Annotated in this window: 13 protein-coding genes; 5 read left to right on the plus strand and 8 right to left on the minus strand. The window is 66.1% G+C overall.

Annotated elements, in window-relative coordinates:
- Nucleotides 1-209 precede the first annotated feature (209 nt).
- Nucleotides 210-1,130, plus strand: a complete 921-nt coding sequence (locus QMN23_RS18095) for an MBL fold metallo-hydrolase (RefSeq protein WP_282000731.1) — start codon at nucleotides 210-212, stop codon at nucleotides 1,128-1,130.
- A gap of 6 nt (nucleotides 1,131-1,136) precedes the next feature.
- On the opposite strand, the gene QMN23_RS18100 is transcribed toward QMN23_RS18095, so the two are convergent.
- A complete protein-coding gene (locus QMN23_RS18100) occupies nucleotides 1,137-1,973 on the minus strand; it encodes an MBL fold metallo-hydrolase (RefSeq protein WP_282000732.1) in 837 nt (278 codons plus the stop codon).
- 387 nt (nucleotides 1,974-2,360) lie between these two features.
- On the opposite strand from QMN23_RS18100, the gene QMN23_RS18105 reads away from it, so the two are divergent.
- From QMN23_RS18105 to QMN23_RS18115, 3 genes are all read left to right on the plus strand, one after another.
- Entirely contained in the window at nucleotides 2,361-2,849 is a 489-nt protein-coding gene (locus tag QMN23_RS18105) for a hotdog domain-containing protein (RefSeq protein ID WP_282000733.1), read from the plus strand.
- Nucleotides 2,850-2,979: 130 nt separating this feature from the next.
- Nucleotides 2,980-3,996 (plus strand): hypothetical protein, encoded by a 1,017-nt coding sequence (locus QMN23_RS18110; protein ID WP_282000734.1) that lies wholly within the window; start codon nucleotides 2,980-2,982, stop codon nucleotides 3,994-3,996.
- A gap of 26 nt (nucleotides 3,997-4,022) precedes the next feature.
- The gene (locus QMN23_RS18115; protein ID WP_282000735.1) at nucleotides 4,023-4,556 is read left to right on the plus strand and encodes a hypothetical protein; all 534 of its coding nucleotides are present in this window, start codon (nucleotides 4,023-4,025) and stop codon (nucleotides 4,554-4,556) included.
- Between the two features lie 14 nt (nucleotides 4,557-4,570).
- Here QMN23_RS18115 and QMN23_RS18120 read toward each other — a convergent pair whose 3' ends face one another.
- From QMN23_RS18120 to QMN23_RS18150, 7 genes are all read right to left on the minus strand, one after another.
- Nucleotides 4,571-5,656, minus strand: a complete 1,086-nt coding sequence (locus QMN23_RS18120; protein ID WP_282000736.1) for an ADP-ribosylglycohydrolase family protein — start codon at nucleotides 5,654-5,656, stop codon at nucleotides 4,571-4,573.
- Nucleotides 5,657-5,708: 52 nt separating this feature from the next.
- The gene (locus tag QMN23_RS18125) at nucleotides 5,709-5,906 is read right to left on the minus strand and encodes a hypothetical protein (protein ID WP_282000737.1); all 198 of its coding nucleotides are present in this window, start codon (nucleotides 5,904-5,906) and stop codon (nucleotides 5,709-5,711) included.
- 473 nt (nucleotides 5,907-6,379) lie between these two features.
- Entirely contained in the window at nucleotides 6,380-8,446 is a 2,067-nt protein-coding gene (locus QMN23_RS18130) for a transglycosylase domain-containing protein (RefSeq protein WP_282000738.1), read from the minus strand.
- 155 nt (nucleotides 8,447-8,601) lie between these two features.
- Nucleotides 8,602-9,462, minus strand: coding sequence for a putative beta-lysine N-acetyltransferase (ablB, locus tag QMN23_RS18135; protein ID WP_282000739.1), 861 nt, complete (start codon nucleotides 9,460-9,462; stop codon nucleotides 8,602-8,604).
- On the minus strand, nucleotides 9,455-10,765 hold the full coding sequence (ablA, locus tag QMN23_RS18140; RefSeq protein ID WP_282000740.1) for a lysine 2,3-aminomutase: 1,311 nt from the start codon (nucleotides 10,763-10,765) through the stop codon (nucleotides 9,455-9,457). The genes ablB and ablA overlap by 8 nt, the downstream gene beginning before the upstream one ends.
- Before the next feature lie 355 nt (nucleotides 10,766-11,120).
- Nucleotides 11,121-11,672, minus strand: coding sequence for a glycine zipper family protein (locus tag QMN23_RS18145; RefSeq protein ID WP_282000741.1), 552 nt, complete (start codon nucleotides 11,670-11,672; stop codon nucleotides 11,121-11,123).
- A 4-nt stretch (nucleotides 11,673-11,676) separates the two neighbouring features.
- Nucleotides 11,677-12,060 (minus strand): hypothetical protein, encoded by a 384-nt coding sequence (locus QMN23_RS18150; RefSeq protein WP_282000742.1) that lies wholly within the window; start codon nucleotides 12,058-12,060, stop codon nucleotides 11,677-11,679.
- A 265-nt stretch (nucleotides 12,061-12,325) separates the two neighbouring features.
- Between QMN23_RS18150 and QMN23_RS18155 the strand changes: the two genes are divergently transcribed.
- Complete coding sequence (locus tag QMN23_RS18155; RefSeq protein ID WP_282000743.1) at nucleotides 12,326-12,955, plus strand: dTMP kinase; 630 nt, start codon at nucleotides 12,326-12,328, stop codon at nucleotides 12,953-12,955.
- Nucleotides 12,956-12,965: the final 10 nt, after the last annotated feature.

Raw genomic sequence — 12,965 nt, forward strand, 5'->3', positions numbered from 1 at the left:
TGGTAGTTTCATAAAGCATACAAAATTTACCATCAGCGGCAACTCCGTCGCGGGCCAATCCAGTGAAAAATCGTCGGAATCGGCAACCGACGGCATGTTCCCTGCGCCCTGCCCGCGAACGGTTGACAAGTCCCACCCGCCGCGCGACAATGGCCGGCACCCCAGCCCGGGAAGGAATCGCCCCGCGCCAGATCACCCAAGGAGCCGCCATGAATCTCCAGCAGCTGTCCTGCATCGACCTCGACCAGCCCACCCTCGAAGGGTTCCGCCAGTTCATCAGCTCCTGGCTCTATCGGGGCGACGGTTTCACCCTGCTCGTCGATCCCGGCCCCCTCTCCACCATCCCCCGCCTCACCGCCGAACTGCGCCGGCGCGGGGTGACGCGGCTCGACTACGTGCTGCTCACCCACATCCACATCGACCATGCCGGCGGCACCGGGGCGCTGCTCCGGGAATACCCCGACGCGACGGTCGTCTGCCATCCGGACGGCATCCGCCACTTGGTGGCGCCGGCAAAGCTCTGGGAAGGGTCACGGAAGGTGCTCGGCCCGCTGGCCGACGCCTACGGCGAAATCGTCCCGGTGCCGGCGGAGCGGATCGGCTTTGCCGAGACCGTCGGCGCAACCGGGGTCCGGACCTTCCTCACTCCCGGCCATGCCCAGCACCACTGCTCCTATCTCCTCGACGACCTGTTGTTCGGCGGCGAAGTGGCCGGCGTCCGCTGCCCGCTGGCCGACGGCATTTTCATGCGCCCGGCCACCCCGCCGCGCTTCATTCTCCAGGTGGCCCTCGATTCCCTCGACCGGATGATCGCCCTGGCCCCCCGCGCCATGGTCTTCGCCCACTACGGGCTGGTGGAGACCGCCCTCGACCACCTGCGGCTCGCCCGGCGCCAGTTGACCCTCTGGGTCAAGGGGGTGGCGGCGACCGCCGCGGCCGATCCGGCGGGGCGCGAGGCGGCGCTGGTCGCCTGGCTGCTGGAGCACGACGCGCAGTACCGGAACGTCAGCCGGCTGCCGGCCGACATCCAAGCCCGCGAGCGCTACTTTCTCGGCAATACCCTGCGCGGGATGATCGAGTACGTCGATACCCTCTCCGCCGCCGAGCGGCAGGCGCTGGCGGCGGAATAAGCGGCTTCAGCCGCGCAGACAGGCGACAAGCGAGCGGGCGACAAGCGGATTGACCGCCTCCGCCGGCAACCCCAGCGGAGCCGCCACTGCTCGGCAGAGCACCAGCGGCTCCATTTCGGCGGCGCCGGGCAGGGCGCGCACCGTCTGCCGGAGCCGTTCCAGCCAGCGCCGTCCCTCGGCGAGCCGCTGCCCAACTTCCGCGCCGCGGCGCGGCTCGTCCCAGGCCGACAGCAGCCACTCGGCATCATACTGCGCCAGTCGATCCACCACCGCCAGCGAGGCCGCCACGTCGTCGAAGATCGGCATCGCCCCGGGAAGCGGCACGGCATCGCCGACGAGCAGCGCCCGTGCTCCCGGATGCCAGAGCGACAGCGAGCCGGCGGAATGCCCCGGGGTATGCAGCACCTCGAACCGCTCCCCCTCCCCCAGATCGAGGCGGTCGCCGTCGGCCAGCCAGCGATCGACCGCCACCACGCCCCCCACCAGCTGCCGGAACCCCGGCACCGGCCGCTCCCGCAGCTGCCGTTCCGGATCCTCGATCCAGGCCCGTTCGGCCGGATGGGCTGCCACCCGGCAGCCGCTGGCCGCGACGATCGCCGCCGCTGCGCCGAGATGGTCAGGATGGCTGTGAGTAAGCACCAGGGTGTCGATGTCCGCCGCGGTCCGGCCGAGCTGCCGCAGGCAGGCGAAAATCTGCGTCTCCGCCCCGGCCACCCCGCTGTCGACGAGGGTGATCGTCGGCCCGCAGTGCAGGACGACGTTGACCGTCCGGCGGACCGGACCGGCGGGGAGCGGAATGGTGAATGGGATGGTCAGCAGATGAAGGCGGGGGGTGAGTTGCATCGGCGTTTCTCCTTTCGGCGGATGAAATAAGGCCGCGAGTTGGTCCCGCGGCCTTATTCGTTTGCCGGGCGGCAAAACGACAAGAGCGCGGGGTGGGCCCGCGCTCCTTGATGTCTCAGTCGGACAGGCAGCGGCGAGCCGTCACGAGGTGACGACTACGACGACGACCCTGCCGACGGTATGATGGGCAGAACTGATCATGGGCGGATTGTAGCGGCGCCCGGCGGGCATGTCAACCCGGAATGACGCTCCCTGGCCGGGCGAACAAACGGCCCTTTCTGCCGCGTCTGTCACGCCCCCCTTTATTCTCCCGACCGACTCTGCTATTGTCGTTGTGCGGGACATCGGTCCCGGCAGCGGGACAATTTTTCCGAAGGAGCAGCTTCCGTGGCACAAACACCTGTCGAAACATCCACCCCTTCATCCTCTTCCCCGATCGATCTCAGCGGCGAGGCCGGCTGGGCGCCCTTCGATGCGCCGGCGCTGGTCGGCGAATCGCTCCGCTTCGTCTCCGGCGAACCGGACGGCAACCGCTTCCGGGTCCGTTACTACCGGGACAGCGAGAAGCATCTCCACGCCCGCATCTGGTTCGGCCCCGAGACTGGCGGCCCGCCGGGCCACGTCCACGGCGGCGCGGTCGCCGCGGTAATGGACGAGGCGCTCGGCCTGGCGGCTTGGGCGGCCGGCTATTCGATCGTCGTCGGCAACCTCAATGTCAGTTTCCGGACCATGCTGCCGCTTGAGCAGGTGGTAACGCTCGAAAGCCGGGTCATCTCCGCCGAGGGGCGGAAGGTGAAGGTGCACGGCCGGCTCTTCTGCGGCGAGGCGGTTTACGCCGAAGGGGAGTGCCTCTGCATCACAATCCGGGGGAAATAACCCCGCCCCCGCCAGGCGGGGAAAATTTTCGCGGCCCGGTTTCTTTTCCGGTCAATGGGGATACAATCAGTTACGGCAGAAAGCGCGGCGCCCTCCGGCGCCGCCATCCACCAGCGGAGAGAGGGAGCCGATGGCTGCGTTCATGCAACGAGCGGCCGGGCAGATCGCCCGGCGGGGGGTGTTGCCGCTGCTCATCCTCGGCTGGCTGGCCGCCCCGGCCCGCGCCCAGGAATTCTGCGCCCTGGGGGGCATCCTCCAGGACACCAGCGGCGGCAACAGTTCCAGCGCCTGGCAGCTGGAATACCGCCAGGGGCTGGGGGAGCATTTCGCCTTCGGCATCTCCTACCTGAACGAAGGACACGTGCCGAGCCACCATCGTGACGGCAACAGCGCCGCCCTCTGGGCCCGGACCAGCCTTTTCGACCGCAAGCTCTCCCTGGAAGCGGGCGCCGGCCCCTATTTCTTTTACGACACCACCAAGGCCGAGGCCGGCGCCTCCTTTTCCGACGATCACGGCTGGGGCGCCATCTTCAGTCTGGCGGCGACCTGGTACACCGACCACCGCTGGTTTTTCCAACTCCGCAACAACTGGGTCGAAACCTTCACCAGCATCGACACCTTCTCGACCCTGGTCGGCATCGGTTACCAGCTCGACCCGCCCCCCGCGCCGGGAGCCATTGCCGACCCGGAGCCGCAGCCCGCAACGACCACCCGCAACGAGCTGACATTCTTCGCCGGCCAGACGATCGTCAACAGCTTCGACTCGCAGCACTCCACCGCCCTGAGCCTTGAATACCGGCGGGGGCTCTGGCGCTACCTGGACTGGACCGTCGCCTGGCTCCACGAAGGGGACAACCGGCTGATCCGGCGCAACGGTATCGCCAGCCAGCTCTGGCTGGTCCGGGCATTTCTCGCCGACCGGCTGGCGCTCGGCTTCGGTGGCGGCGCCTACTTCGCCATCGACCGCTACAGCCAGTCGGCCGAAAGCCAGCAGCACGACACCGAGGAAGCCGCCGCCATCGTCACCATGACCGGCAGCTACCGCCTCGCCCGCCACTGGGACCTGCGCACCTCCTGGAACCGGATCGTCACCAACTACGACCGGGACACCGACGTCATTCTCGGCGGGATCGGCTATCGCTTCTGACGACGGCCCGGCAAGGAGGAACCACCATGCCCTTCACCCCGCATCACGACCCGATCCCGGCCCACCTGCAGGGGCTCTTCCGTCACTTCGCCGACCTCCGGGACGGTACCCACGGCCCCGGCGCGGTCAGCCGGGCCGACAAGGAACAGCTCTTCGCCGCGGCGGTCGACTTCCTTGCCCCCTACGCCCGCCAGGCCCTCGCGGAGCTAAACGCGGCCCTGCTGCTCTGCAGCGGCACCATCACCGCCAGCGGCGTCACCACGGCGGCCAACGGCGACGTCGCTGCTGCCTGGACCCTCGGCTGGCCCGAGCAGCAACGGGCGAACATCCCCCCGATCACCATCCAGGCCTTCTTCGGCCACGGCTTCCACCACCCCCACCTGCGCGGCGCGACCGTCGGCGTCTGGCCGCTCAACGTCTTCAGCGACGCCGATGCCGCCGCCGAGCTGGCCACCCTACGGACGATCGCCGCCGCCGACCTGCACAACCTGGTTTTCCAGCGCGACTTCCGGATCGTTCCAGCCATCACCCGGCCGGCCGGGGAGACCGAAGAGCGCTGATGGCCGCCGGGAAATCAGGCCTCGGCCGCTGCCTGGGCGGCCAGGTCCCCGGCCAGCCGGCAGAGCTGCGCCGATTCGGCCAGCCCGGCGAGAAAACGGGCGGGAATGCCGGTCAGACCGACCTGGGCGCCGACCAGGGCGCCGGTGAGGATCGCCCGGGCCTGATTCTGGCCGCCGCCGTTGACGGCATGGAGCACCGCGGCTTCGAAATCGCCGGCGAAGCGGGCCGCCAGGTAGTAGGCGGCCGGCACCTGGTGATAGATGGCACACGGCATCCCGTAGACCAGCGACACCTTCCAGGCCGGTTCGATACGGATCGCCGGATCGGCGGCAGCTGCGGCGATGCACGACGGGGTGAGCAGGGCATCGGGGGAGGCGAATTTGCCGGCCCGGGGCGGGTCCGGATCGCCGGGCCGGGGGGGCTGGAGATTGTCGGCGGTGACGGCATGGAACGGCAGGGTGCCGGCATGAACCAAGGCCATCAGTCGGCCCGACAGGCGGCTGTCGAGAGGATGTCCCCGGACCAGTTGACCAAGCACCGCGCCGAAGGCGACGGTGATCGAAACGACGGTCGGGTCGGTCTGGGTCAGGACGGCATTGCCGGCGACGGCGGCAGCCAGCTGGCCGGGATCGTCCGCATACCGCACCGCTAGGGCCAGGGTTCGCTCAATTGCCTCGGTGGTATCGGCATGGCCGCCGGTCTGCCCCCACGGCAGCCCCTGCACCACCCGCTGCCGCCACAACTCGCGGATCGACTGGCTGGTATACCCCCCCGGGCCGCAGATCGGCGTACCGTCGAGGAGCGGCAGTAACTCCTCGTCGAGCCGGCGGCAGAAGTCCGCCTCGTCGTAGCGGCCGCACTCGACCAGCGAGCGCAGGAGCAGCGTGAGGATGAAGCCGGCCTGGGAGAGCTGGCCGGCCTTCAGCCCGGCGTGGTAGCGGCCCGGCCGCGGATCGGTATAGTCGCTGATCCACTCGCCGTAATCCCGGCGCAGCTCGGCAAGATCATAATACCAGTGCGGCCCGAGGCCGAGGGCATCGCCGACGAAGGCGCCGATGATCGCCCCGGCAGCCCGGTCGTTGACAGTTGTCTCTGCCATGAGTCCTCCCCGAGCTCCCCGGCGGGGGAGCGGCATTCCCAGCCGCGCCCGGCTAACGGCGCTTGCCGAGTACCAACATCGCCAGCGGCACGGTGGTTACCGCCCCGACCAGGAACAGGGTCCAGCCGATGGCCTTGCGCTCCTTCGCCGCCAGCCGGTCCGCCAACAGCAGCGCCAGCCCGCCGCCGAGGGCGGCCCGCGTGCCGGCAATCAGGGACACTTCCGGAATGGTCAGCCTGCACTCTTTCATCACGCCTCCCCGCGGGCGTCGCCCTTGTTCCGCCGACCTTCGCCCGCCATCGCCGATTGATTAATCCCCCCGAGGAAATAAGCTCGCCGCAGCAGGCAAAAGGAGGCGACCATCCGCGGCGGGAATGCGGTGATCACCGTTCGCGACGGCGGCTTCGTCACCGCCTGCCGACGGCTGGAACCGTTCGGCCCGGGGCAAAAAAAACGGCTTCGCCAAGATCTTGGTGATGCATGCCGGCAAGCCGGAAAAGCGGGACGCCACCGGGAAGGGGGCAGGAGAAAAGGAGGGCTATCGGCACCGGCCCCGGGGGCTCGCCGGAAGAATTGATGCGTCCTAGGGGGAGTGTAGCGCAGAAAGGCGGGAGTTCAAGAAGTCGCTGCACCGGCGCGGCAAGCCGCTGAAGAACGTCGACAAGCGGCGACAGCAGGGGCTAAACGGGCTGGAACTCCGCCCGCAATTCACCGCACGGGACTCTAATGCGCCGGGGCTGGCGGCGGGACTTCGTCAGCTGCGCCGTTCTCCGTGGCGCCGGCCGGCAACGGCTCTGCTCCCGGCGCCGGCGCAGCCGGCGGTGGCTGGGGCGCTGCCTGCGGCGCACCGACGGCGCCGTGCTGTCCCGAGCAGTCGGTGGTCGGCTCGGTGCCGGCAAGGTAGTACTCCTGCCGGGCGTCCGGACTCCCCGGCGCCGCCAGGCAGCCGGTCGCCGGATCGATCGGCTCGGCGACCACCGTCGGCGGCTGCGGGAAATCACCGCTCGGCCGATCGGCCACCGCCTGGCGCATGAAGCGCTCCCAGATCGGGGCGGCGGCGACCCCGCCGGTAAAGCCTTTACCCCCCGGCTTCGGTTTGTCGTAGCCAAGCCAAACGCCGGTGATCAGTTGCGGGGTATAGCCGATGAACCAGGCATCGCGGTAATCGCTGGTAGTGCCGGTCTTGCCGGCGGCCGGGTGTCGCTGGCTGAATTTCTTCAGGGCCTTGGCGGTCCCGTAGGTCAGGACGTCCTTCAGCATCTGGGTGGTGACGAAGGCAGTGGCCGGCGCCAGCACCGGCGTGCTGGCCGGCGGATTTTCTGTCCAAGTACGGCGCCGCCGGTCGAAGATCCGGATGATCGCCCGTTCTTCGGGCCGGCTCCCGCCAGTAGCCAGGGGGGCATAGGCAAGGACCATGTCGTTGAGGCTGACGTCCGCGGTCCCCAGCGCCAGGGAGAGACCATTTGCCGCCTGTAGCGACACCCCCATCTTCCGGGCAAAATCGACGAAATAGGGGACGCCGATCGTCTCCAGCACCTTGACCGCAATGACGTTGTTGGAATAGGCCAGCGCCTGGCGGAGGGTGAGCTCTCCGAAGGTTTCCCTGCCGTAATTCTCCGGCCGCCAGGTTTCGCCGTTCCCCCGGTTGTAGGTCTCCGGCGCATCGCTCCAGATGCTACTGGCAGTGAGCCCCTTGTCCAGGGCCGCGGCGTAAAGCAACGGCTTGATCGCCGAACCGGGCTGGCGGCGGGCGGCAAAGACCCGATTGTAGGAACTCGCCGCGGCCTCGACCCCACCAACGGCCGCCAGCACATCGCCGCTGGTTGGATCGAGGCAGAGCAAGGCCCCCTGCAGGGTCGGCGAGATGCGCCCCGCCCCGTCGTGCAGCGCCTTTTCCGCCGTTTTCTGCAGTTTCAGGTCGAGGGCGGCGGTCACCTCCAGCCCCCCCTGGTCGACGACCCCGGCCCCGTAACGCTCGATCAGCTTGCCACGAAGATAGGCCAGGTAGCGCGGCGTCTGGCTCGGCGGGACGACCGTCACCGGATGGGCGCGCAGCTTCTGCCGCTGCCGGGCGGTGATGATCTTCTGGTCGACCATCCGCCGGAGGACCACGTCCCGCCGGGTCGCGACGTTGGCCGCTTTGCCGAGCGGGTTGTAACGGACCGGATTTTTGGGGATGCCGGCGAGCAGGGCGCATTCGGCATCGCTCAGCTCATCCGGGTTCTTGTCGAAATAGAGGCGGGCCGCCTGGGCAATCCCCCAGGCGCCGTTGCCGTAGTAAATCCGGTTGAAGTACATCTCCAGGATCTGCTGCTTGGTGTACTTCTTTTCGAACTCGATGGCCATCAGCCCTTCCTTGACCTTCCGGTCAAGGGTCTTCTCCCCGGAGAGATAGAGGTTCTTGATCAACTGCTGGGTGATCGTCGAGCCCCCTTCGACGAATTTCCCCTTGACGACGTCCTTCACCAGCGCCCGGGCGATCCCCACCATATCAATGCCGCCATGTTCATAGAAACGGGCATCTTCCACGGCGACCACCGCCCTCTGCAGGAAGACGGGAATCCGGTCGAGGGGGACCCAGTAGCGCTGTTCGGGGAGGATACGGCCGACGAACCGGCCATGACGGTCGAAGACCCGGATCGACGAATAACCGGCCGGCAGGAGCGGATAGGCGGCTATCCGGTCCTGGGCCTGGGCCCGGGCAGGGGCGGGGATGAGCAGAAGAAGCAGGAACAGGCCGGCGACAAACCGGCAGAGGATTTCTTTACGCAACAAGGAGAGGGAAACCAAGGATATCGTACTCCTTCAGGGAGACTGGCGCCCGATTCGCCTTTTGTCATACGCCTTCCCCGGCGGCAAGTCAACCCCCTCCCCGCGGGCCGCCGACAGACGCCATTTTCCCCCGGCCACCAACCCGGAGCCGGCGGCGCAAACCGGCCGCCGGCTTATGCGGCCCCGTCACCAGTGGCGGTTGGCAGCGACTTGTACCAGACATTCATGCTTTCCAGAGCGCCGGCGATATTGGTATTGGCAGGAAGGGTGCCCCCGAAGCGATAGCCGTTCCGGGCGAAGGTGATATTCATGCCGAACGAATAGGCCCGGGCGATGGTGAAGAGCGAGCGGATACCGCGGAATGCCATGGCCGTCTCCAGTTGGCGGAGCAGGTAGAGGGCCAGCCCCTGCCCCCGGTACTCGGGCAGCGTGGCGAAGTCGGTCATCTCCGCCGCCCCGCTCGCCGGGTCCATTTCCGCCGAAGAAAGGGCCGCGAGCCGCCCCGCGTGCCAGACGCCGCAATAGAGCGTCGCGTCTCCCATAGCGGCCCGGATAAACGCCGGATCATGGATCGGGAACGGATAGCTGGCAAACACCTGCCGGTAAACCGCAGCCATTGCCGTGACGTCCCCCTCCCCGGCGAGCCGGCAGGCAAACCCCTCGGGCAGTGGCCGGGCAGTGGCCATTGGTTCCTGCCGTCGCGCCGTTGCCAGGATTTCCTCGACTAGCACCGGCTGACGTTCGTCCTGCCGTGCGGTGTCGAGATACTTGCCAAGGAAACAGGCAGCGGACCCGTCAGCAAAGAAATCCGGAATGGCCGCTTCCAGCCGGTAGCCATTGTCGAGAAAGCCAGACAGCGCTCGCTCCGGCACCTTGGCAAAGATCTTGTCATAACCGCGGCCCGTGGCGAGGGCATCGAGCCGGCCGATAATGCCCGGATAGTCGCCGGCCTCCAGTTTCATGAGATAGACCCGATTGTTATGCGGACCGTGCTGGACCAGCGAACTGCCGATACGCTCCAGGACATCACTCATCGTTCCTCCGCTTCATCCGGTCATTATCCTCGGGAGTGAGTGAAATAGCCTCGTCGTAATCGGAGATCAGCCGTTCGATACCGATTGCCGGATACTCCTCCGTCCCCTCAAGATGCAGATCGAGCTTGCACCCGGCGCAGTCGCGGTCGCAGAAGGCCGGCTGATAGTTGTCCGGTTCCTGGTAGGTAGTAATCACTCCTTCGTAATTCCGGAGGACCACCTTGTTGGTCGCCTGGGAAATCAGGTAAGTGGGCATCACCGGGATCTTCCCCCCACCACCCGGCGCGTCGATCACGTAGGTGGGAACGGCAAAGCCGCTGGTATGGCCGATCAGACTTTCCATGATCTCCATCCCCTTCCCCACCGGTGTCCGGAAGTGGCTCAGCCCCTCCGCCAGATCGCACTGGTAGAGGTAATAAGGACGAACCCGGTTTTCAACCAGCTTCTGCACCAGCGTCCTGATGATCAGCGGGCAGTCGTTAACCCCGGCCAAAAGGACAGTCTGGTTGCCAAGCGGGATGCCGGCATTGGCCAGCCGCGCCATGGCTTCCCTGGCTGAGGTGGTAATCTCCCGCGGATGGTTGAAGTGGGTATTGAGCCAGAGGGGGTGGTGTTTCTTGAGCACCGCCACCAACGCTTCGGTGACCCGGTAGGGCAACACCACCGGCATCCGGGTACCGATCCTGATCACCTGCACATGCGGAATCGCCCGCAATTCGCCCAGAATCCAGTCCAGGTAGTCGTTGGCTAGCATCAGCGGGTCGCCGCCGGAGAGCAGCACGTCGCGGACCACCGGAGTTCGGCGGATATACGCCAGCCCTGCCAGGATTTGTTCCTTGCCGGGGATGGAATCCACGTCTCCCACCTTGCGTTTCCTGGTGCAGTGCCGACAGTACATCGAGCAGACGTTACTGACGTGAAAAAGAACCCGGTCGGGGTAGCGATGAGTAATCCCCGGTGCCGGGCTGTCGGCTTCTTCGTCCAGTGGGTCCTCATGGTCGTGCGGCCCGACCTCCAGCTCGGCCGATGACGGAAATGCCTGTTTGAATACCGGGTCGGCAGCATAGTTGTCCCGATCGATAAGTGACAGGTAATAAGGTGTTACAGCCAACGGGAACTTGGCAACGGTATGGGAGAACTGGGCTCTGGTTTCGGCTGAAAACTCCACGCCGAGCAGCCGTTCGAATGTCGGCAGGTCGTGGATCGTATGCCGGACCTGCCATCGCCAGTCCTCCCAGAGGGAGCGGTCGACGGCCCGATCGATTTTGCCGGCGATATCCTGCTGCTTCTGTGAATAAACCATGGTACGACTCCTTCACGGGAAATTTGCTCACAATCGCAGCACGGGATAACTCTCAGAGAGACAATGGAAAGGGACAATTAGGCGGGGCGGCAAATAGAGGGAGGATCGGTGCCGGAGTGCCGGTGCTGCCGATGGTCGAATATGCCATGCTGCGTTAATTTGTGTACGTATTATTTGCATACAAATAAATTTCTGTCAACCAGCCGCCAGTCGTCACAATGTAACACGTCAATTTATGGCGTTTTTTAGCAATCGCCCCTGAAATAAAAAAAGGGGCGGCCACATTTAGCCACCCCCTTGCAGGAAAGAATCTCTTGTACTACGTCAGCCAGACCGTCCCGGCGGACGCCCGCAGCTACTCGACCGCGTCCCCCTCGGGAACGTAGTCGGGCGGTACCGCACTACCGCCTGACGGCGGTGGGGGCGGGGTCGACGGGGTCAGCCGCCGGATCCGGTACCGGTGCACCTGGCCGGGAATCTGGTTCCCCTTGGCATACATGCACTGGACATAAGCGTAGTCGTACCGCTCCTGCGCCTGCCAGCCGTAGGTCTCACCGGCTCCGGCCCCGGCCGCCGTCCCGAGCAGCAAACCGCTGCCGGCACCAATGGCCGCCCCGGCGCCGGCATGGCCGGAGGCCGCGCCGAGAAGCGCCCCGGCGCCGGCGCCGAGAGCCGTCCCGATGGCGGCGCCCCCCAGGGTATTCTGGTTAGCGGTCTCCTGGGCGGAGAGGCCAATCTGCTGGCCGGCCCACTGCCGGCAGACCAAGTCATCGACCCGGAACTGTTCCAGGGATTTCCCCGGCGCCGGCAGCACCAAGACACTCGGCCCGGTCGGCATGGTCGCGCAACCGCCCGCCAAAAGGAATGTCATGATCAACGCCAGCTTTCGCACTCGTTTGCTCTTCATACGGTCACTCCTCTCCGTCCGGCGGATTTTCCGGCGGGACGACCTTCAGCCACCCCCGCGGGCATTTCTTCACATAGGGATAGTATCCTTCCGGTTCCGGGCAGTAATACCAGTACTGCGGCGGCTGTTCCTGCCGGGGTTCCGGCTGGACGTAAATCTCGGGTGGCGGCTGGACTACCACCGGCGGCGGCGAATAATACGGATAATAGGGATATGGCCCCCATCCCGGCCCCCACCAGTTCGGGCCCCACCAGTCCGGGCCGATGTACACGCCGAAACCGACGTGCCCACCGTGCCGGAAGTGACCGTGGCGGTCGGCATGTACCGGCGGCGCACCCAGCAGCAGCGCAACCATCAAGGCGAGGATGCCACGCGTAATCGTTTTCATACCGTGCCCCCTTGCGTCCTGTTCTTTCTTCGCCGCCCCGCTTTCTCCCGGGACGGCTGCGACATTTCTGTTCTTATTATACAACGCTTCGCCGGCAGAGTTGTTGACAGAAATGTAGAATCTCCGCCGCCGACCCGCTGCCGCGCACTCGGCGCTGGCAATGGCAGCAGTTTTAAGCTATAGTAAAATTCATTATTCTGACTAAACACCGGACGGTGTGACCGGCAAGCGCCGGTCGTCCGGATTCCACCCGGAAGGAGCGGCAATGAGCAAAGGGAAGCTGGTCGTCATCGAGGGGATTTACGGGACAGGAAAGCTGGCGGTGAACCTGGCCGAACGGCTGAGGGAAACGCTGGTCCGCCAGGGAAAAGAGGTCTACGAGATCGACAGCCCGGACACCGGCCGCGCCCAGCTGATGGGAGCCCAGGATCTGGACTGCGGCTGGCGCTACGGCCAGTTCCGCGCCGATTTCCTTTACGAACTCGCTTCGCGGGCCCGGGCCTGCGCAGTGATCCGCGACGAGCTGCGGTCCGGCAAGATCGTCATCTGCAAGAACTTCACGATCTCTTCCATCGCCTACGCCAAGATCAAGGGGCACGACTGGTTCCGCGAAGACCTCAACTGCCTCGAAGCCCGCGCCCGCGGCCTGAATTTCGGCGGCGAAGTGATCCCCGACCTGACCATCTATCTCGACCTCGCCCCGGAGATCGCTCTCGAACGGCTCGGTACGCGGATCGACGGTTTTTTCTCCCCCAACGACATCCATCGCCAGGCGGCCTGTTACAAAAAAGAGCTGTCAAACCTGCCGCAGGACAAGGTGGGGATTATCGACGCCGGCAAGCCGGAAGAGCTGATCGCCGCCGAGGCGCTGGCGCTCATCGCCGAACTCGCCTGACGGCCGCATT

It is taken from the genome of Geotalea uraniireducens (assembly GCF_027943965.1).
In the GTDB taxonomy this organism is placed as follows: domain Bacteria; phylum Desulfobacterota; class Desulfuromonadia; order Geobacterales; family Geobacteraceae; genus Geobacter; species Geobacter uraniireducens.